Raw genomic sequence first — 22947 nt, forward strand, 5'->3', positions numbered from 1 at the left:
CGGCTCTCAAATTAGTCTGTTAATAACAATACTAACTTAAATCATTTACAAAGTTATGAAATTTAAAGTGAAGTTCGGTGTGAAAAACATTGAACACGTGAAATTTTTTCGAATAATGAGAGCAGTGTTATTATTCTTGTTTTTGGGGATAGGGGTAAGTTTAGCCTCTAATTCTTATTCGCAGGAAACTCTTTTCTCAATCAGTGTAAATAATAAATCCGTAAAAGATGTTTTCAAACAGATTGAAAACAATAGCGAGTTTATAATTTTCTACATGGATAATACGGTCGATTTAAACCGAAAAGTTAATTTGGATGTGAAAGATCAGAGTGTAGAAGCCATATTGAATTCAATATTTAGGAATACGGATAATGTTTTTACAATCAAAGATCGCCAAATCATTATAACAAAGAGAGAAACCTTTCCGCAACCGGCAGAAGTTAATCAGCAGGGAACGAAAGTAACAGGGGTTATTACTGACACTAAAGGGGAATCGATTATTGGAGCTTCTGTAGTAGAAAAAGGAACAACAAACGGTACAACAACAGATATTGATGGTCGTTATGAGCTTGATCTTTCCGGTAAAAATGCTGTTTTGAGTATTTCCTATCTGGGGTATGCTACTCAGGAAATAAGAGTAGACGGACGGCGAAATATAAATATACAGCTTTATGAAGACTCCAAAGCGTTGGAAGAAGTTGTTGTTGTCGGATACGGTCAACAGAAAAAAAGTAGTGTTGTCAGTGCAATAAATACGGTTTCAACGAAAGAATTAAGATTGCCGACTCGTAACCTTACGAATAATTTAGCCGGACAATTGTCCGGCCTGATCGCTGTGCAGCGATCAGGCGAACCTGGTTATGATAATTCTGATTTTTGGATACGTGGTGTCAGTTCTTTTTCCGGCGGGACCAGTCCGTTGGTTTTAGTGGATGGTGTACCTCGTCAGATGCAGGATGTCGAACCGGATGAAATCGAAACGTTCTCTTTGCTGAAGGATGCTGCTGCTACGGCTGTTTACGGTGCAGAGGGTGCTAATGGTGTAATTTTAATTACAACTAAACGTGGTCAGATTGCGAAGGCTCGTATTTCAGTGCGTGCGGAAACCAGTGTTTCTCAAGCAACACGTTTACCTAAGTATGCCAGCTCATACGAGTATTTGAAAGCTTATAATGAAGCTTTAAATAATGTCGGATCTCCAAGTGTTTATGATGATGAGACATTAGCGAAATATAGAGACGGAGTTGATCCGATGTTGTATCCGAATGTCGATTGGTATGATCTGCTTAAAGATCTTACGACGAATTCAAGAATAACTATTAATGCAAGAGGCGGGACTGAGAGAGCTAAATATTTTGTTTCCGGTGCTTTTTATACTGAATCGGGACTGTTTAAATCGAATACAACAGATGATTACAATTCAAATATCGGTGTAAAACGTTTCAATTTGAGAAGTAATATTGATTTGAATATAACCAAAACGACAGTAGTCAGTGTCGATCTAAGCGGACAATATTTGAATACAAATTATCCTGGTGTCGGAACTCAGGATTTATTCACTAAAATGTCAACTGTCCCGTCTCATCTTTTCCCGATGATTTATGAAGACGGAACAATAGCGGGCCATCCTGATCCAAGTTCAAATAAAGTTAATCCTTATAATTTATTGAATAATTCAGGGTATTCGAAGGAGTGGCGTACGCGTATTCAATCTAAGGTTGGTTTGGTTCAAAAATTAGACTTTATAACGAAGGGGCTGAGTTATAAAGCATCCGTCGCATTCGATGCTAATATGTTATATTCAATGAAGAGGAGTAAATCAGTTTCTCAGTATTTTGCAACCGGAAGGGATGAAAATGGGAATTTGATTTTTGAAGAAAAGGTTTCCGGCTCTAATACTTTGGGAGGAGCTGAACCTAAAAATTCCGGAGATAAAACGATCTATTTTGAAAACTCATTGAATTATGCACAAGTTTTTAATGATATCCATAATGTTAATGCAATGGTTTTATATATGCAAAAGGATTATCAACCGCATGATCAGCCTTTAGCATATAGAAAGCAAGGATTGGTTGGGCGTGTGTCGTATATGTATGATGACCGTTATTCAATTGAAGGAAATTTCGGTTATACAGGAAGTGAGACATTTGCCAAAGGGCATCGTTTCGGACTCTTCCCGGCAGTAGGTGTCGCCTGGTATCTATCCAATGAAAAATTCTATGGAAAAGGTTTAAGTAATATTTTGAATAAATTGAAACTCCGTGCGTCTTTGGGACGAACAGGTAACGATAATACGGGCGGTAGTCGTTTCTTGTATCGTTCATCCATGAAAATGGATGCCGGAGGGTATAATGTCGGTTATACAGATGGAGGTGCTAACGGAGGTGTCGGTAATGGCATCATAGAAGGACAATTTTATTCACCGGGAATCGGTTGGGAAATAGAAGTAAAACAAAATTACGGAATAGAGTTAGGATTGTTCGATAATCGTATTGATTTACAAATAGATTATTTCAATAATAATCGTTCTGATATTTTGTTACAGCGTAAAACTGTTGGAGCGACGACCGGATTCCAGGTGATGCCTTGGCAAAATTTCGGAGAGGTAAAAAACCAGGGGCTTGATGCTAGTCTTGTTTTAAATCATACAATCGGCGAAGTAAAATTGTCAGCTAGAGGAAACTTCACTTTTGCCAGAAATAAAGTGTTGGAATATGATGAAGTTCCTCAAAAATATGAATGGATGAATGTTACGGGAACAAGAATCGGAGACAGGTCTATTTATATTTGTGATGGTTTTTATACCTATGATGATTTTAATATTACCGGCGAAGGTATCAATCGGAACTATGAATTGAAGGAAGGTGTTGTAAAATCAGGTTTGTCTGGGGATATTCGTCCGGGTGATTTAAAATACCGCGACTTGAATGGCGATGGTATTATCAATAGCTTTGATGCTCAGCGTGGACTGGTCGATCCTGAAAATCCGGAAATCGTATATGGTTTTGGAGTCAGTGCCGAATGGAAAAATTTTACGGTGAGTGCATTTTTCCAGGGAGCCGGTAATACATCAACAATCCTGGGACAAGCAGATAATACTTCCGCATTATGGCCTTTCTTGTGGGGAGTTGAAAATTCCCGGTTAAGATCTGAGTTTGTTAATCACTGGTCAGATTCTGATCCTTATAATTTTAATGTAGATTATCCCCGTTTAAGGCCGGATACGCATGCTCATAATAATGCCGCTAGTACATTTTGGGTACGTGATGCAAGTTTCTTGCGTTTCAAGAATTTTGAGTTTAGTTATCGAATACCTCAAAACTTTGCTCGGAAAATGGGAGTGCAACAGGCGCGTATTTATTTGATGGGTAATAATTTGTGTGTATGGGATAACCTCAAAATGTGGGATCCGGAAATGGGTAGCAAGAAATCAGGAGCGGCCTATCCACTCCCAAGGACTTTTACACTTGGGCTAGATGTAATTTTTTAATACTTAAATAGATATAATTGATTATGAAACAATTAAAATACTTGTTAGTTATCGCATTGACTGCGTGTATGTCATGTAATGACTTTTTGGATGTATCGGACGAATTGACACAAGAAGTAACCATGGACGATGTTTTTGAAAATCCAGCTTATACCAGACGTTTTCATCGTTATATTTATACAGGAATACCTGATATGAAATATATGGTGTTTAATACGGATTATAACAACCCTATGGATGGTTTGGATGCACCTTGGTCTCCCTGTTCGGATGAATTGAAGGCTAGTAGAAATTCTACCAATACAATACCCGTTTCCGGATATAGTTCGGCAAATGCACCTTATACTCGTTGGTCTTTATATAAACAGATTCGTCAATGTAATTTATTTTTGCAGTATGCCAAAGTTATTCCGGGTGATGTAGATCAGATATCAGAAGAAGAGTTGGCTGATATGAAAAATACAGCTCGTTTTTTCAGAGCTTATTATCACTATTTATTAGTTGAATTGTATGGTCCTGTACCATTAATGACTGAGGTAGTGGATTCGAATGCTGCCGATTTGGACTTTGCACGTGCTCCGTTGGATGAGGTCGTGAATTTTATCGATGCTGAATTGGCGGAATTATCCAAATTATTGCCTGAACAACGTCTGGAAGATAATGAACGGGTAAAACCGACAAGAGGAGTTGCTTTAGCTGTTCGTGCAAAACTTTGGGTATATGCTGCCAGCCCTTTATTAAACGGAGGTTATGCAGAAGCATTAGAGGTGACGAATACTGACGGGACACGGTTATTTCCGGATAGAGACAATAATAAATGGCAAAAAGCTTTGAATGCATTGCAGGAGTTAATCGACTGGGCGGAAACCGGAGCCTATGAGTTGCATACGGTTTATAATCCGGATGGAACGGTCAATGCGGCTCAATCTTTATACCAATTACAACAAGTGTACAATAAGGAAATTATTTGGGCTGCTACAAACAATTCCTTTGGGGCTGTTAATTCTGACGGACAAGATAGAAGTTGTACCCCTCGTACTGAAGGAGTAGGACAAACGGCTTTAGGCGTACTTCAGGATATGGTGGATGATTTTTTTATGGCAGATGGCCTAAGTATTGAAGAATCTCCTAATTATACCGAGGAAGGGTTTAGTGATTATGTCAATGAAATTCCGGCTTCACCGATTATGGGAGGTGTGACGCCTGTAATAACCACTCAGGTTTCTAATATGTATTTGAATCGTGAACCTCGTTTCTACGATGCTGTATTCTTCCAGGGACGCAGATGGCATATTTCCGGTCGGGAAATATTTTTCCATGATGGAGGTAATAATGGAAAGACAGGCGGTATGTATTCCAGAACAGGTTATTTACCTTATAAGGGATATTGCAAAGAACTGTATAATTCCGGCAGTTTCAAAAAATCTCAATTCCGTCCCAGCATTCTTTTCCGTTTAGGCGAATTCTATCTGCTGTATGCAGAAGTTCTGAATGAGGTGAATCCATCAGATAGGCGTATTATTGAATACGTAGATCGTGTACGTGTTCGTGCAGGCATTCCTCGGTTGGCTGATATTAAACCTCAAATTATAGGTAATAAAGAATTACAACGTGAAGCGATTCGTAAGGAAATGCGTGTAGAACTTTTCATGGAAGGTCAGCGCTACTTTAATGTGCGTCGTTGGATGGTTGCCGAAGATGGCCAGGAGTCTCCGCAAGGTGGATGGGTAAAAGGTATGAATCTGGATTCAAAAGATCCTAAAGAAGAATTCCATAAACGTAAAAATGTGGAATTACGACTTTTTGAAAGACGTATGTACTTATATCCTCTTCCTTTGAATGAGGTACAGAAATCCAGAAAACTGGTTCAGAATCCGGGTTGGGAATAAATGACAAGATAGTGTAATAATAGGAGGAGTATGCTAAAAAGTTATGATTGGCATACTCTTTCTTTTTCTATTTTCTGTATGACAAACTATGGAAAATAAAAATATGATGGTTTTAGTTGATATAAAATAAATACAGGAAAACCGGATAATAATCTTTCAGGTTGGTATGTAGTTTTTTCAATGCTTTGGAAATATGATATTCGACACCTTTCGGGGTTATGCCCAATGCTTCGGCGATCTCTTTATGAGACTTGTTCTCATAACGGCTCATCACAAATACAGCTCTGGTCTGTTCGGGTAAACCGGCCAGGGTTTTATTTACTATTTCTTGTGCTTCGGCGGTGAACAAGTCATTCGGGTCGCATGCTTCAAGTGTCGATATGCGGGTGTTCAGTTCCCATTCCGCATGGTTCAGCAATTGTTCGTTCACATCTTCCCTTACCTGAAGATGCTGAAGATAGTTGAGGCATTTGTTTTTTATGATGGTAAGAATATAGGCTGGTACATTCGAATCCTCTTCCAGTGAATGGCGGTTCTCCCAGTAATACATCAGTGCTTCGATCGTAAAATCTTCGGCGACAGCAACATCTCTTACATACGTATTCGCAAAGCGGATAAATCGGCCTTGATAATCAGTAAATAGTTGATTGAATGCTTTTAAATCTGTTGTATTCTCCATCCTCTAAGATTTGTAATCGGTCGTAAATATAATAAAAATAATGTTACTGATTCTCTCTTTGTTTTCAGAATCCTATATAGATAAAAAAGAACGATCCTCCATTGTTTAGAGGATCGTCCTTTTTTTTATTGTTATCCTATATATTTCAAAGAGAGATAACTTTAGTTCTTATTGTCCATTTGTTTTTATAATGTTTCAAAAACAGCAAAATTCAGCAAGATCGGTTCTGCTTTGGATTCGGAAATCTCCAATTTGATTGCATCGAGCGTTTGTGCTTCAAACCTGTTTATATGTTTATGGCCGATGCAGGTACCAGAAGAAAGGTCGATCCATTCATTATTTTTTTTACCTTTCAGGGTATATTTCAGAACCCGTTCTCCTTTTGAGATATCTTCCTGCAAGATGACACGGTTGATGCTGACCGGCTTGTCGAAAGATATGACAAATTCCGATCCGGTGCCCGATGTTTGTTGCAGCGGACTACCATATTGGCGTGTAATCTCTTTGCCCAGCGCTTCCACCTGGCGGACGTCGGCATCCGGAATAAGTCCCCTGTCGTCGATAACTAATCCCAGCAGCATATTCGTGTTTCTTCCTACACTGGTCTCATATTTTGTTAGTAGTTCGGGGAGAGTGAACATCATGCTATCCTGTCCAGTCGTCCAGAACCAGCCTCCCTGGAAGGAACGATTCCAGCGCAGGGTGAAATCTGATTCCCCCGGACACCAGAACGGGGCGAAAGGATCGCCGTTCAAGCCATTTATAACACGCGTGCCGTCGGCATTGGTTGTCGAATCGGCAGTAGACCAACACGGATAAGGGGCGACACCTTCCTCATTGCCTACCCATCTGATCAGGTTTGGATGACCGTACGGGCCCTGGAAAGCGATGGCATTGGGTTGTAGTTTCTGTACCAGGGATAGTACGTCTGCACCGCCCTGGTCTTTGGAGAGCACACCGCCGTCAAACCATATTTCAAATAATTCCCCGTAATTGCTCCATAACTCGGTCAATTGCTGCGTTACGATTTTGTTGTATTCTTCCTGAGTGACCGGACCGCCTTCCTGGACAACGCCGGGATTGTCTACATACAGATAACCGTTTGCTGTTGTGCTGGCGTAGATTCCCGGTTTGATATTATACTTTTTACAGGAAGCGATAAAATCGGCAACAATATCACCTTCGCCGTTTTTCCAGGGGGATTGTTTGATACTGTAATCATGTGCTTCCGTTGGCCACAGGCTGAACCCACTGCAATGCTTGGCTACCAGTACGGCATATTTGGCTCCCAGTTTGTGCGCGGTTTCCAGCCATTGGTCGGTATTCAATTCTGTCGGGTTGAAAATGGATGCGTCCGGATGCGTTCCCCATTTCCTGAAATTGTAGTCCGGTTGGTAAACAGGCATATCAAAATGGATCAATACGCCGACTTCGGCATCGGCCCAGGCCAGTTGCCGTGCGTTTGGGGTGACAACGTTCGTCGGTTCGTTGGATGAACAGGAAACAAGAACTGACAAGGCTGCCAGTAATCCTACAAATGTTTTTTTCATGATTGAGTCAGATTATATTTCAGATGCAAGTATAGTGAAAAATAATATGCCAATATGCTAATGTGTCAATATGCCAATAAAATACCGTGGATCTAAAATTCTTAAAACTGGTACATTAGCATATTGCCTTATTGGCATATTGGCACATTAGCTCATTGGCACATTATTAGTTTGTCCAACCCGGATTCTGCGGTAACAGATTAGGATTGTAAGTAAACTCGTCTGTCGGGATCGGATACAGGTATAAACGATCGTACCATGTACGTGTCATACCCGGATAGAGAACACGGTATTCACCTGTTGCCGGATCGCGCGGACCTAAATAAGTTTTTATGTTTTCCAGTAACTTCCCTGCTTTCCATCTGCACAAGTCATTCCAACGGAGGCCTTCGCAAGCCAGTTCTACACGACGTTCGCGACGAATCTCGTTTAATAGCGGAGAGATGGGAACTTCCCATTTCGGCCAGTTCGGATCGGTAAATCCTACATCTGTTGTCAGATGTTTCATGCCTACACGATCACGCAGTTTATTGATCGTTTTGTCCAGAACCGCCTGGTCACATTCACCCAATTCGGCTTTTGCTTCAGCATAATTCAGAAGAACTTCACCGTACCGGTAGATCAGGTCATCCAGCGTACATTTAATATATTCGTTATCTTCCGCTAACGGAGAATACATTTTGTATAAGCGGTAGCCTGTATTTGAGAGATTACTGAATACCGGAGAATTTTCATATTCTTCAGAACCATCTGCCAATATAGCGATAGGACGTTCTGGTGTATATATACATTGTTTCAAACGCGGGTCACGATTTTCAAACTCATCAGTGAATTTTACGTCACCTTTATACCGGTCGCTTAGAGCAATAGGTTTACCATCATCGCATAAGAATGATTCTACAAAGTCCTTGGTCATACCTGTATATGACTCGCGGACTGTACGAGGCCTGTTATTCATGCGTTTATCTGTCACATAGGCAGCAAAAAAGATCGCTTCCTTATTGTTTGAATAATCTTGTTGGTTGAACAGTGCATGATAGTCGTCTTCAATATTACCGGTAGAGTAAACAGTAAAATTACCACTATTGATAATTTTTTCGGCAGCATCTACACTAATACGTAGATACTTATCTGCATTTTCAAGATTTCTGTATTTTCTCCAGGTTCCTTCAAACAGACATACCCTGGATTTCAGAGTCAATGCAGCATATTTACTTAGACGTGAGTCTTGCATTGTTTCCGGCAACCATTCGCTGGCTTTGTCCAGGCAAGCACAGATAGAGTCGATAACAGCTCCGCGATCATTACGTGGATTGTATAGTTCTTCGGAAGAAGTAGTCAGGTCTGTTGTCAACCAGGGTACATCACCGAATCGAAGAACTTTTTCGTAATAGAACTTGGCTTTAAAGAAGTAAATCTCCCCTACATACTGGTTGATCTTTTCAGCATTCCCCTCAACGGTATGATAACGGCTCAAAAAATAATTACAACTTCTGATATTAGCCCAATCGCCTTTAGCCCAACCCCCTCCGGCTGTAGGGATGGTGTAATCGCTCCAAACAAAATTATCCTTAGATTGAGGTGCCTGATTGTCTGAGGCATTGTCACCGGTTATATATACCGGTATTATCCAGTGTTGTATAGAACTGGTTGGCAAAGTTTTTCAAGTCGCTTTCTGTCTTCCAATAAGTCTCGTCGTTGATTTTATCTTCCGGATACAAGTCCATAAAGTCGTTATTACATGCGGAAAATCCGAGTAATAAAGACAAGCTCGCTATATAATATACTTTTTTCATTCTGTTTTTAATTTTAATTATTCTACAATGTTTCATCTTAGAATGTCAGGTTAGCACCAAAAGAGAATGACCGGATAAATGGATAAGCATTTACTGTAGCCAATTCAGGATCGAAAGTGTCAGGCATTCCGGAGAATTCAAACAAGTTGTCTGCATTGAAGTAAACTCTCAGCTTGGAGATTTTAGCCTTTTCCGTGATATATTTAGGAATAGTATAACCAAGAGCGAGCTGTTTACAACGGATATAAGCACCATTCAACATGAAACGGGTCTGGTTTTCATTTACAGCAGAACCGTTCATACGGGCACGTGGAAAGAACGCATCGCGGTTATCTTCTCTCCAATAGTCATAATTCATCTTTTGGGGAACAGACCACTCAGATGTATAATGAGACAGATAGAATGTCTTTGACGGTATAATATCACGTTTCATAGTACCCTGGAAGAATAACGTGAAATCGAAGCCTTTATACTCGGCTGTACCACGGATACCGAAGTTATAACGCGGTGTTTCATTACCGATGATCTTTAGGTCACCAGAGTTGTTGACCGTGTTTTCACCTCTTGTAACTTCTCCGTCACCATTCAGGTCGGCAAATTTGATATCACCGGCATATTGCGTATAACCGACTATTTTTGACTGGTTCCATGAAGAGGCTTCTTCGTCGGACTGGAATAAACCATCTGTTACGAATCCCCAGATTTCACCCAACTTCTTGCCTTCATAATAATTGTCTGACAAGTTCTTTGTCGGATTATCATATTTGGTGATTTCAGCCTGATAGTCTGATAAAGATAGTGTTGCACTATAGGCGAAACCATTCTGTAAGGCCGATTTCCAGGTTAAAGCTACTTCCCATCCACTGGTTCTCAAATCGGCAGCATTCATCTGAGGTTCAGAAACACCTAAAATGGAAGGTAATGTTTTTGATTTTGTCAACATGTCTTCTGTTGTTCGAACGTAATAGTCGAATTCTCCGGTCAGTTTGCTGTCAAACATTGAGAAGTTAAAACCTAAGTCCCATTGTTTAACTGTTTCCCAGGTTAGCTGGTCGCTTACCAATCCCGGAGCATATACTCCCATCTGTTTTTCACCGCTAAACAGGTAACCTACTTCACCTGTGGTATAGGTAGAAATATAGGGATAATACATGTCATTACCACCTTGCAGTAGTACCTGGTTTCCTAAAGCCCCGTAAGAACCTCTGATCTTGAAGTCATTTACGATATGGGCGATCGGTTTCCAGAATTTTTCCTGTGAAAGTCTCCAACCCAATGAGAATGTCGGGAAGAATGCAAAACGGTCATCTTTCGGGAAACGTGAAGAACCGTCGTAACGGCCATTTACCTGTACCAGATATTTGTCGTCGTAAGCGTAGAACAGACGGAAGAAAGCACCACGGATGGCCCACTGGTTCATATAATCACTGGTCGAACGGTCGCCGGTTGCCAAGTTCAGAAATGGAATATCGTTGGCGATCAGATTGTTTCTACTCAGACCCACACCTTTATAAGTCGCATTTTCCTGGTTGAAACCGATCATGCCTTCCAAAGCATGTACTTTGTTGATTTTCTTCTTATAGGTAGCATATGCATTGAATACGTCGTACTGCGATTCTCTTTTGTTATAAGAGACCTGATTCGGAGAAGTATGCGGGAAGATTGAACCCTGATTTCCGTCGGCATCATAGTCGATGTATTCACGTACATGGTTCTTGAAAGAATAGTTATAGTAGTTATATGTATAATCGAAGTTGATTTCCAATCCTTCGAACGGGTTCAGTTTAGCGAATGCCGTTGCATACATATTATTGTTTCTCATTTCGGCAGAACCTCCTTGTGATAACCAGGCAGCCTGGTTCGTAAAGTAACCGTCACCACAGTAACCGGCAAAATGTCCGTCCGGATGGTAAACCGGCATCAAGGGACGGCTGTCGCCCGGAATCGTAGCTCCCAAAGAGTTGCTACCATATTTATTTTGTGGACCGGTATTCATTTTTACCATTGACAGAGTTGCTCTCAAGCCAACCTGCAACCAGTTGTTCACCTTGTAGTTTACGTGTTGCAATACATTGAAACGTTTGTAATCTTCGTCTGTCCATTTAGAGATACCGTCCTGCTGGAACATACCGGCCGATGTCATATATTTGGCTGTTTCGCTACCGCCTTGTACACTGATGTTGTACTGTTGCATCGGATAACTTTTCTTATTCAAGGCTTCATACCAGTCGGTATTGCCGCAATAACGGTATTTGCTGGCTGCATCGTCCGGATGATGGAATACCGGAAGATTATTGACCGGATCGTTGTAATAATTTCTGACATGCTCCATGGTGATGTCATCGAAATAGTTACTACCGTTGCTTGTTGTGTTGGCATCATTCATCCATTGTGTATATTCCATGGAGTTCATATAATTGGCATGAACGGTCGGAACGTTGATGGAATAGTTTGCGCTCAGTGAAACGACCGGTTTTTGTGATACGAAACCTGTCTTAGTGGTGATCAGGATTACACCGAAAGCGGCACGTGCGCCATAGATAGACGCGGAAGCCGCATCTTTCAGTACGGTTACATCCTTCACATCCTGCGGGTTAATCAGGTTCGGGTCCATTTCGATACCGTCCACCAGTACCAGCGGACCTCCGCCGGATAAGTTTGTCGTACCACGAATATTGAAGGAAGAACCTGTTCCCGGCGCACCGCTGGAAGAAGTGATATTCAAGTTGGCGATTGCGCCCTGCAAACCGGCTCCCAGGTTGGTCAACGGGCGGTCTTCGATCACTTCCGAACCGACGGTTGCCACAGAACCTGTCAAGTCTGCTTTTTTCATGGTACCGTATCCTACGACAACGACTTCTTCCAATGTCTCGGAGTCTTCCTGTAAGATGATTTCCATTCTTCTTCCGGCGTTAGCTTTCACTTCTTCTCTGACATAGCCGATGAAAGTGATTACCAGCGTAGAGCCTGATTTTGCGTTAATAGAGAAATTCCCTTCTACGTCCGTTGTAGTTCCGTTGGTTGTCCCTTTTTCGACAATGTTGGCACCGATAACGGGGTCTCCATTGGTGTCGATTACTTTACCTCTGATTGTACTACTTTGTTGCGGAGCGGAAGCCATAGTCTGTTTGCCAAGTACGATATGGTTTCCTTCTACAGAATATGTGATACCCGAATCAGCCAACAATTCTTCCAGTACTTTGGAGACAGGCTGGTTTTTAGCCTTTAACGACACCTTCTTGTTTACGTTTACCTGGTTGTTGTAGATAAACAGGTAATCAGTCTGGTGTTCTATCTCGTTCAGTACTGTTTCCAGTTGAACATTTTTCTTGTTAATACTGACCCTCGCATTTTGTGAATGTGTATTTTCTGCAAAAGTGCAGAACACACATACTAAGAGCAGGAATGTCGTGATTCTCATAATTCTGAAAATTTTTAAGGGTCGCGGTGCCCGATAATTACACCTCGACAAAGTGTTTTCTTTCATACTTTGTTGTGATTTGAAATTAATAAATTAATAATTTAGTTTGTGTTAATTGGATGTCTGCCGGCTATTGCCCCCCAGCTTTCACCGGCATTACGGTTAACAAATTTTTTATCCCATAAGCATTTTAATTTAGGTGAAACATATTGTTAAAATCATTTGATATAAATAATGTGATTGTCGTCATCCCGTTCATAGGCAAACTTTATATCTTTTTGTAAAACTCTCAATGCATAATCAACGCCGTCTGTTTGCCTGAACTTTCCTGTATACAAGTATTTTTGTACTTGTTTGTTTGTGATATAGATGTTTATCCCATAGTATTTCTCAAAATCCTTCATGATTGATGCAAATGTCTCGTTCTTGAAACAGATCAGGCCTTCCCGCCAGCGGTAAGGCGTATAATCGTCTACCGGTTTCACCCGCAGTTTACCTTCATATAGATAGGCTTTATTATGTGGTGTGAGCATCAGGTTTTCGTTTGCATCGGTCAGGGAAGAAATTCTCACACTTCCTTCCATCAGGGTTGTTTCAAATATTTCTGTTTCCGAATAAGAGTCGACATCGAATTTAGTTCCCAATACCTCTACGTTATAATTATTTGTTTGCACGATGAACGGTTTGCTTTTATCTTTTGTCACATCGAAATAGGCTTCGCCGTCCAGTTTGACCAGACGTTCCTTTTCGTTAAAGGTGATTGGGTATTGAATGGTAGTCCGTGCGTTCAGCCAGACATTTGTTCCGTCAGCTAATGTAATATTGATGCGTTGTCCTGCCGGGACAGTGATTGTTTGCAATGCTATCGGAGTCTGTTCCGTTTGCATTTGCCGGTAGATAAAACTCCCGCCAAGCGTAAGGGCGATGACTGCGGCTATTTTGATTAACTCAGTTCTAAGAGAACTAAGGTTTATCTATTTCTCTAGAAAGAGTTTTAATATTTCTTTGGAAGGATTCAAAAACAGGCCCGGCAGGATAAAAAAAGAAATAAAATGTAAAGTATCATTTTATTTCAGCTCTATTGGGCGGATCGGATTTCTACCGCAGAAAGTTTCTTTCGCTAAAATTCCCCACTGTTTTTGTTTATGTGGGGAATTTTCCCCACTACAAAGGGGAATAATCCCCACAGCAATGGGGAAAAATACCCACTGCAATGGGGTGAGAGTTAGACTTCACAAACAAATTTGATAAAATCAGAGCTGTTTCTGTCTTTATTGACACCACTGGAAACAATATCATATAAAGGAAAAATTGAGTTTGTAATATTTTTTTATATTTTTACTAGGGATATGCAAGTCTGAACTGCTATTAGTATAGAAGGGTAATCCTAAACGATATAAAATGAACAAAGATATATTATATAAATTTTTTGAAGGCAACGCATCATTTGAGGAGGAAGCGGCTGTAAAACAGTGGATGGAAGAGTCTGCTGAGAACCGCCTGGCCTTTTTGAAAGAACGGAAATTGTTTGATGCCATGTTGCTTTTGGGGAATGAAGAAATAATTAAGAACGGAAAGAAAAGATTTTCTATAAACCTTAGTTCTCTTAGAACTGAGTTAATCAAAATAGCCGCAGTTGTCGCAATCACTTTGGGAGGAAGTTATTTTTATTATCAGTCTTCGTTGGAAAAAGAATTGATGGCGATGCAGACAATCACTGTCCCGGCAGGCCAACGTATCAATATCACATTGGTCGATGGCACAAATGTCTGGCTAAATGCCAGGACTTCACTGTCATATCCGGTGAAATTCGGTAAAAATAATCGCCAGGTGGTCTTGGATGGCGAAGCCTATTTCGATGTGACAAAAGATAAAAGCAAACCGTTCATCGTGCAAACAAACAATTATAACGTAGAGGTATTGGGTACCCAATTTGATGTGAATGCCTATTCAGAAACAGGCGAGTTTGAAACAACGTTAATGTCGGGTAGCGTAAAGGTAGCTTCAGCAAGCGACTCCACGCAAAAAATAACTCTGAAACCGAACAATAAGGTTTTTCTGCAAGACGGTAAATTGCATGTAACCGCTGTGGACGACTATAATCCTTACCGCTGGAAGGAAGGCTTGATTTGCTTTAAGAATGAAACGTTTACATCCATTATGAAAGATTTTGAAAAATACTATGGATTAACAATTCAGGTAAAAAACAAGAATGTCTTTAAATACGTTTACACAGGTAAATTCCGACAGACAGACGGTATCGATTATGCGTTGAGGGTATTGCAGAAGGATATAAAGTTTACTTATCAGCGGGATGACGAGAACCAGATAATTTATATAGAATAAGATTGTAATTAATGATATTATTAACTTTAAAAGAATGCTTATGAATAATATACATGATCACTAGCTGAAAAATGCCGGCAAACGCTGGGGGGCAATTACCGGCATTCAATCAACACAATTCAATTAAAAACTGTATTAACTTCAAATCATCAACAAAGGTATGAAAAAAAACTCTTTGTCGGGTAGGTATTATCCTAAAAGCCCGAAACTTAAACAAATCTTTAGAATTATGCGAATCACCACGTTCCTACTCTTAGTATGTGTGTTCTGCTCTTTCGCAGAAAATACGCATTCACAAAATGCCCGGGTGAGTATTAGTAAACGTAATGCCCAGCTGGACGAAGTATTAGGCGAAATCGAAAAACAGACCGATTATCTGTTTATCTATAATAATCAGGTCGATGTGAACCGCAAGGTCTCTGTCAAAGTTAAAAATGAGCCGGTATCGGCAGTCCTTAAAAACATCCTGAAGAATTCGGAAATCGATTTTGATATGGAAGGTACGCATATCGTACTTACCAAAGTAACAGGAAAAACGGATGCTGAAATCCAGCAACAGGCAAGAAAAATCGATGGAGCGATACTCGATTCAAACGGCGAACCGGTTATCGGGGCGAATGTGATAATTAAAGGTACGACTAACGGTACCGTGACAGATATCAATGGAGAATTTTCCATCGAGGCCCAATCCGGCTCAGTTTTGGAAGTTTCTTATATCGGTTATCTGACAAAAGAAATTACAATTACCAATCAGAATACGCTTCGTGTTATATTGGTAGAAGATACCAAGACTCTGGATGAAGTGGTCGTAATCGGATATGGTACACAGAAAAAAGCCGACCTTACCGGTTCCGTGGCAAATATCAGTACCGAGAAGTTGAGTACACAGAGTAATGTGAATATCGGGCAGGCCCTTCAGGGTAAAATTGCCGGGGTCGATATCGTATCCCAGGGGGGTGCTCCGGGACAGAGCAGCCGTATCATGGTTCGTGGTATCGGTACCTTGAACAATGCCAGTCCGCTGTATATTGTGGATGGAATGTATATGAGCAGCATGGACCATCTGAATCCGAACGATATTGAAAGTATAGATGTGCTGAAAGATGCCTCTTCTGCTGCCATCTACGGTTCACGTGCTGCCAATGGCGTTATTATTGTTACCACAAAATCCGGTTCCAATACGGAAGGAAAACCGATTATCGATGCTTCGGTAAATGTCGGTGTGCAAACTCCGTCCAAATATCTGGATATGCTGGGAGCGGAAGATTGGGCGCGCCTGACAACTGTTTCCCGTCAGGCTATCGGTGCCAGTCCGCTTGAAATGGCAACCGATATGAAAGAAAGTAATGACTGGCAGGATGAAATGATGGGACCTGCCCTGATGCAGAATTATAACCTGACGGTCAGAGGCGGCACAAAGTATTTTACTTATTATACAGGTCTTGGTTATGTCAATCAGGACGGAACAATAAAAGGTACGAATTACCAACGCTATAATGCCCAGTTTAAATCGGAATATAAGCGTGGTTGGTTTACTTTTGGAAACAATGTCGTGTTCAGTTCACAACAGAATAATCCTTTGTACGGTTTTGCACGCGGTGGTTATCTGGGTATTATCCTTCAGTCTATACCGACTCTTCAAAAATATGATCCGACCAACGAAAAGGGAGGCTATGGTAAAGTGTATGGTGATGCAACCGATATTCCTAATCCGCTGGGTATCCTGGATGAAAACCTGACGCGCAGGACATGGAATGCATATAATGCTTATATCAACCTGTATGCAGAGGTTAAATTGCCTTTAGGATTTAAATACCGGCTGAATGCAACTCCTGATCTCTCCTTTGAACGGAATACATCTTATGAAAATATCTATGATTTCGGTTTGCGTAATAATGCAGTGTCCAACATGACCGAATATCGTTATCAAAAGAATAATTTCCTGATTGAAAATCTGTTGACGTTTGACCAGACATTCGGCAAACATAAGATCAGTGCTTTGTTGGGATATTCTTATCAGAATTATCATACCCGTTATATACTGGCTTCCGGTAAGGGGTTGCCTGAAGGAATAACTGAAGTAGGTGCTGCTACACAGGACCGTATGAATGATACATGGTCGAAAGAGAGCGCGTTGACCTCAATCATTTCCCGTGTATTCTATTCATATGATAATCGTTATTTGATTACAGCGACTTATCGCCGGGACGGTTCTTCCAAATTTGCCAAAGAGAATCGATACGGACATTTCCCCTCCGTTTCGGTCGGTTGGAATATCGCAGAAGAACATTTTATGGAACAGTCGAAGAGCTGGATGGACCAGTTGAAGTTGAGAGCGGGATATGGTATCCTGGGTAATCAGGAAATTGACGACTATATGTACACCAGTGTTATTACATCCAATATTAATTATCCGGATGGTAACGGCGGTTTGATTAGTGGTGCATTCCCCAAAGATTTTGCAAATCCGGCAATTAAATGGGAAGAAACGGAAATGACCAATATCGGTGTAGATATGGCTTTTATGAACTCACGGTTGATGATCACGGGTGACTGGTATCGTAAGAATACTAAAGATATATTGTTGACAGTGCCTATTCCTATTTCGACAGGTGGTGCAAACGATCCCGTCCGTAATGCCGGTAAAATTAAAAATACAGGTGTGGAATGGACTGTGGGTTGGAATGATGCCCCTTCAAAAGATTTTTCTTATGGAATTACCTGGACCGGTAATGCGATGAAAAATGAAGTAGTAGAAATGGGAGATGCCAACCAGGTGATCGAAGGAGGTAAAAACCGTACCAATGTTGCTACGACCCGTACGTTGGCCGGCTATCCGATCGGTGGTTTCTGGTTGATCCCAACAGAAGGTCTGTTCCAGAACCAGGCGGAGATAGATGCATATGTAAAGGACGGTAATTTGATTCAGCCGAATGCAAAACCTGGAGATATCCGTTTCAAGGATTCTAATGGTGACGGAAAAATTACGGATGACGATCGTGTCTATTGCGGCAGTCCGTTCCCGACACTGACTATGGGATTAAATCTGAATGCAAGCTACAAGGGATTTGACCTTTTATTGGGCATGCAGGGTGTTTTTGGCAATAAAGTGTATAATGGAACCCGTTTAGAGTTGGAAGGTGTAAATAAGGGAACGAACTTCCTGGCTTCTACGCTCGATTACTGGACTCCGGACAATCCCGGTGCATCGCATCCTCGTTTAGTTTGGGATGATCCGAACCAGAACACCCGGCCTCAGAGTGATCGTTTCCTTGAAAACGGTTCATTCTTCCGTCTGCGTAATGTCCAGTTAGGATATACATTCCCGAATCGTTGGTTCCAGGATAAAATACAAAAACTGCGTGTATATGTGAATGCGGAAAATTTGTTTACAATCACAGGATATAGTGGTTACACTCCTGATATCAATAATGCAGACAATGCAACGTCCCGTGGTTTCGATAACTTTGTTTATCCGACAAACAGAGTATTCATGTTGGGACTTAATCTTACATTCTAAAAAATCATGTCATTATGAAAACATTAAAATTAATCATATTCGTTTTTATTGCCATTACACTTAATGGTTGTGAAGGCAAACTGGATCTGACTAATCCGAATAAGCCGACCGGAGAAACTTTCTGGAAGACGGAAGCCGACTTCAGACAGGCTATGGCCTCTTGTTATACGCCGCTAAAAAACTGGAATGGCGGATATTATGGAACCCGTGGACTGATGACTCGCATTTCACGTGCGGATGATATTGAGTTTAGAAATGATATATCGGATATCTATTCAATGCATCGTTTCACGAATGATCCGAATAATGGAGTCGGGCAGAATATATTTTACCAGTTCTATAATGCGATTTATCGTGCAAATTCAATTTTGCAGGAAATAGAAGGAAAGGAATTCTCAGAAGATTTTATCAATGTTATACGTGGCGAAGCTCTTTTTATCCGCGGCATGTATTATTTCCAGTTGGCAAAGGAGTTTGGTGATGTTCCTCTGCGGTTAACAGCTTCTCAGGACCCGGCAACTTTCCAGTTGGCTAAATCGAGCCAGGCAGAAGTGTACGGGCAAGCCGAAAAAGACTTTATCGAGTCAGCATCTCTGCTGCCTTTGGCAAATGATAAAGGGAAGCCGACACGGGGAACTTCGTATGCTTATTTAGGTAAATTGTATGTGTATATGGAAAAATGGCAGGATGCTAAAAATACCCTGGAACCATTGACTAAAGCTCCGTATACGTATAAACTGGTTGATGATTTTACCTGGAATTTCGATGAGGAGCATGAAAATAATGCAGAAAGTATTTTTGAGATCCTCTATGAGCCGGTAGGCGGATCGGACCAGTGGGATAATGGTGAAACAGCCAATTCTGCCCAGTCGACCACCATTGCTGTCGAATATGCGGCCGGTGCTGTTGGCGGATGGTTTGAGGCAAAACCGACCCAGAAGATGATGGATATTTTCAGGAAAGAAAGAGCGGCAAACGGAGAGTATGATTATCGTACATTGACATCTGTTGCCTGGGATTATCCTGGCTGTATGTATTATATGAAGCCTATTCAGGAAGTATTATCCGGTGAAGACCTGGCTTCTTACTGGATTCTTAAATATCAGAATTCCAAAACCCGTGAACAGGAAGTGGAAACAATTCCTTCCTATATCAACGAACGTGCCATGCGTTTTGCCGATGTGATCTTGTTATTGGCTGAGTGTGAACTGAATCTGAATAATACGGTACAGGCAATCGGTTACATAGACCAGATACGTACCCGTGGAGGTAACTTGCTTCCTTATTCCGGCAAGACAGATGCTGCATCGGTTAAGGAAGAACTGATCCATCAGCGTGCTATCGAGTTCTTTAAAGAAGGGGAACGTTTCTATGACCTTCGCCGTTGGGGGTTGCTTGAACAGGAGTTGAAAGCGCAGGACCCAATCCGTTTTGCCAGCTTCCAGAAACGTCATTATTATTTGCCCATACCGGCTAAAGAGATACAAACCAACTTGTTGTGTACTCAGAATGGTGACTGGTAATTGAATGGAATAAGTTGACAGGATAAGGCCGTTACCGTCTGGCAACGGCCTTATTTGTCTCTGATAACAACGTAAAAACATATTTGTATGAAATCGAATAAAATAATAGTTGCTATATTTTTAAGTATCAGTTTTAGTATACAGGGACAGGCGCAATCGACGGTAGGAGTCACTCATTCCGGCCAATCTACCGGGCAAACACCTTTTCCCGTAGATACGTATGCAGAATTGCCTAATCCGGCAACAACGGATCCGGCATTATGGAAAAATGTAAAAGGGACAAGTGTAAGTTGGGGTTCTACCGATATACGGTATAAAAAAGAAGAACCGGCACCAGTCGGCCGGATAAGTAAAGAGATCGAACTGACGGCATGGAAGGGAGAACGTGTTGCTTCCCAGTGGGTTGTATGGGGTGATCAACCTTTACATAGTCTATCCTTTTCTGTAACGGAACTGGTTCATAAAAATAAGAAAAGCAAGATTGGTCAGGATCGGTTGTTGTCAGGTTTTGTTCGTTATGTAATGACAGACGAACTGAATAAGGATGGAATGGGGGGATGTGGCTCCCGTCCGGATGCTGCTGCATTTGATTCGTCATTGGTTGCCGATCCGATAGATCACCTGACAAAAGTACTTTCTTTACCGGAGCGTACTACTCAGGGAGGATGGGTGCGCGTATGGGTTCCTCAAGATAGTCCGGCTGGTATTTATGAGGGCAAAGTGATTCTGAAAGACGGGGATAAAACACTCGGGGAACTTATTTTAGAAATCAATGTGAAAGATCGCATCTTACCTATGCCGTCCGAGTGGACTTATCATCTTGACTTATGGCAGAATCCGTTCGCAATAGCACGTTATCATCAGGTTGAACCCTGGAGTAAGGCTCATTTTGATTGTATGCGTCCCTATATGGAGATGTATCGCCAGGCAGGAGGAAAGGTCATAACTGCCTCCATCATGCATAAACCCTGGAATGGGCAAACGTACGATTATTTTGAAACGATGATTACCTGGATGAAGAAGGCAGACGGCAGCTGGTCTTTTGATTACACTGTTTTCGACCGGTGGATAGAGTTTATGATGAGTGTCGGTGTAACGCAGGAAATAAACTGTTATTCGATGGTTCCCTGGAGGTTATCTTTTCAGTATTTCGACCAGGCAACCAATAGTCTGAAGTTTATAGATATGAAACCCGGTGATCTGGAGTATGAAGATATATGGGGAACTATGCTGAGATCGTTTGCTGCTCATTTGAAAGAAAAAGGCTGGTTCGATATTACCCATATTTCTATGGATGAACGTCCTATGGCGGTTATGCAGGAAACATTGAAAGTGATACATAAGGCCGATCCGGACTTCAAGGTTTCTTTAGCCGGTGCTTTACATGAAGAATTGTCTGACGAACTGGATGATTTCTGTGTGGCATTGCGGATGAAATATTCAGAAGAGATGAAGGCTAAACGTAGGGCTGAGGGTAAAGTCACTACCTTTTATACCAGTTGTGAAGAACCTCGTCCGAATACATTTACCTTTAATCCGCCTGCCGAATGTGAATGGTTCAGTTGGTATGCGGCGAAAGAAAATCTGGATGGTTATTCCCGCTGGGCATTGAACAGCTGGGTGATCGAACCGTTGCTTGACAGCCGCTTCTATACCTGGCCGGGAGGAGATACTTATTTTATCTATCCGGGTGCAAGAACCTCCATGCGTTTTGAGCGTCTGATTGCCGGTATTCAGGCATTTGAGAAAATCAGGATTTTGAGGGAGGAGTTCAATTTGTCAGGGAATCAACAGGCAAAAGCTAAAATAGATAAGGCATTGATCCTGTTTGATGAAAAAACATTGGAAAGTGTTCCCGCTTCGGCAGTTATATCAGAAGCGAATAAGATCATAAATGGTTATTGATTTGCCGGACATAATAATGAGAACTGTAAAGGGGAAGACAACGATTTTCCCCTTTACTTATTCTATAGTATAGAAACAAAATTTGAGCCCTTAACATTATAAACAAAAAAAAATCCCTATGTTTGTAAAGAACTTTATTTAGAGAGACGGGATATTTATTACTGCCTTAGGTATGAGATCTGTGATTATGGGAATGAATGTAGAGATTGAAGAAAAATATTTGAAAGAACTTGCAGGAGGCAGCCGTAAAGCCTTTGAAGTACTTTATATGACGTACGCTCCCCGTGTCGAGTATTTTTTGCGTGGCTTGCTTAAAAACGATCTTGAAGCGGAGGATATAACACAAGATATATTTTATAAGATATGGAGTAATCGTGAAACGATTGCCCAGATCGATTCGTTTAAGTCTTACCTGTTCCGTATGGCGAAAAATGCCGTATACAATCATTATTCCCATTTGCTGGTTAAAGAAAACTATATCGAGATCGAGAAGAACAAACAAGATTATGAGGATTTGATCGAGGAGAAAATACATGCCGAAGACCTGGAACTGCTCATCGTTATGTCAATAGAAAAAATGCCGCCTCAAAGAAAGAAAATATTTAAGATGAGCCGGTTCGAACATTTATCCAATGATGAAATCGCACAACAGTTGAATATTAGCAAACGTACTGTGGAGTCTCACATCTCGCAGGCAATGAGTGATTTAAGGAAGCTTTTGGTTTTGTATGTGATCACTTTCATGTAAATAAATAATTTTTTTCAATAAGACTCCGTGTGCATAGCTACTTGGCTGTCTTATATATGTAACACCACTAAGAATGAGAA

13 protein-coding genes are annotated in these 22947 nt (G+C 41.1%); 7 read left to right on the top strand and 6 right to left on the bottom strand.

What is annotated here, in order from left to right:
- Positions 1 to 55 precede the first annotated feature (55 nt).
- Positions 56 to 3490, top strand: a complete 3435-nt coding sequence (locus DWW91_RS14310) for a TonB-dependent receptor (RefSeq protein WP_233584491.1) — start codon at positions 56 to 58, stop codon at positions 3488 to 3490.
- A 23-nt stretch (positions 3491 to 3513) separates the two neighbouring features.
- The gene (locus DWW91_RS14315; protein ID WP_122328118.1) at positions 3514 to 5379 is read left to right on the top strand and encodes a RagB/SusD family nutrient uptake outer membrane protein; all 1866 of its coding nucleotides are present in this window, start codon (positions 3514 to 3516) and stop codon (positions 5377 to 5379) included.
- 112 nt (positions 5380 to 5491) lie between these two features.
- On the opposite strand, the gene DWW91_RS14320 is transcribed toward DWW91_RS14315, so the two are convergent.
- From DWW91_RS14320 to DWW91_RS14340, 6 genes are all read right to left on the bottom strand, one after another.
- Positions 5492 to 6058 carry an RNA polymerase sigma-70 factor gene (locus tag DWW91_RS14320; protein ID WP_122328119.1) on the bottom strand — a complete coding sequence of 189 codons (567 nt, stop codon included), beginning with the start codon at positions 6056 to 6058 and terminating at the stop codon, positions 5492 to 5494.
- Positions 6059 to 6243: 185 nt separating this feature from the next.
- Complete coding sequence (locus DWW91_RS14325) at positions 6244 to 7608, bottom strand: alpha-L-fucosidase (RefSeq protein WP_122328120.1); 1365 nt, start codon at positions 7606 to 7608, stop codon at positions 6244 to 6246.
- A 166-nt stretch (positions 7609 to 7774) separates the two neighbouring features.
- Positions 7775 to 9265, bottom strand: a complete 1491-nt coding sequence (locus DWW91_RS14330) for a RagB/SusD family nutrient uptake outer membrane protein (protein WP_233584492.1) — start codon at positions 9263 to 9265, stop codon at positions 7775 to 7777.
- The gene (locus DWW91_RS28070) at positions 9213 to 9404 is read right to left on the bottom strand and encodes a RagB/SusD family nutrient uptake outer membrane protein (RefSeq protein ID WP_233584493.1); all 192 of its coding nucleotides are present in this window, start codon (positions 9402 to 9404) and stop codon (positions 9213 to 9215) included. Before DWW91_RS28070 ends, DWW91_RS14330 begins: the two co-directional genes overlap by 53 nt.
- Positions 9405 to 9441: 37 nt before the next feature.
- Positions 9442 to 12825, bottom strand: coding sequence for a TonB-dependent receptor (locus tag DWW91_RS14335; RefSeq protein WP_122328121.1), 3384 nt, complete (start codon positions 12823 to 12825; stop codon positions 9442 to 9444).
- A gap of 218 nt (positions 12826 to 13043) precedes the next feature.
- Entirely contained in the window at positions 13044 to 13712 is a 669-nt protein-coding gene (locus DWW91_RS14340) for a FecR family protein (protein WP_122328122.1), read from the bottom strand.
- Positions 13713 to 14226: 514 nt separating this feature from the next.
- On the opposite strand from DWW91_RS14340, the gene DWW91_RS14345 reads away from it, so the two are divergent.
- The 5 genes from DWW91_RS14345 to DWW91_RS14365 all read left to right on the top strand — a co-directional run bounded on the left by DWW91_RS14345 (position 14227) and on the right by DWW91_RS14365 (position 22867).
- The gene (locus DWW91_RS14345) at positions 14227 to 15171 is read left to right on the top strand and encodes a FecR family protein (protein ID WP_122328123.1); all 945 of its coding nucleotides are present in this window, start codon (positions 14227 to 14229) and stop codon (positions 15169 to 15171) included.
- 160 nt (positions 15172 to 15331) lie between these two features.
- Positions 15332 to 18691, top strand: a complete 3360-nt coding sequence (locus tag DWW91_RS14350) for a TonB-dependent receptor (RefSeq protein ID WP_199722584.1) — start codon at positions 15332 to 15334, stop codon at positions 18689 to 18691.
- Between the two features lie 14 nt (positions 18692 to 18705).
- The gene (locus DWW91_RS14355) at positions 18706 to 20214 is read left to right on the top strand and encodes a RagB/SusD family nutrient uptake outer membrane protein (RefSeq protein WP_122328125.1); all 1509 of its coding nucleotides are present in this window, start codon (positions 18706 to 18708) and stop codon (positions 20212 to 20214) included.
- An 87-nt stretch (positions 20215 to 20301) separates the two neighbouring features.
- Positions 20302 to 22119 (top strand): DUF4091 domain-containing protein, encoded by a 1818-nt coding sequence (locus tag DWW91_RS14360; RefSeq protein WP_122328126.1) that lies wholly within the window; start codon positions 20302 to 20304, stop codon positions 22117 to 22119.
- A gap of 172 nt (positions 22120 to 22291) precedes the next feature.
- Positions 22292 to 22867 carry an RNA polymerase sigma-70 factor gene (locus DWW91_RS14365; RefSeq protein ID WP_007655229.1) on the top strand — a complete coding sequence of 192 codons (576 nt, stop codon included), beginning with the start codon at positions 22292 to 22294 and terminating at the stop codon, positions 22865 to 22867.
- The last annotated feature ends 80 nt before the right edge of the window (positions 22868 to 22947 follow it).

Origin of the sequence: Parabacteroides sp. AF17-3, from assembly GCF_003635445.1 — a bacterium.
Lineage (GTDB): Bacteria > Bacteroidota > Bacteroidia > Bacteroidales > Tannerellaceae > Parabacteroides > Parabacteroides goldsteinii.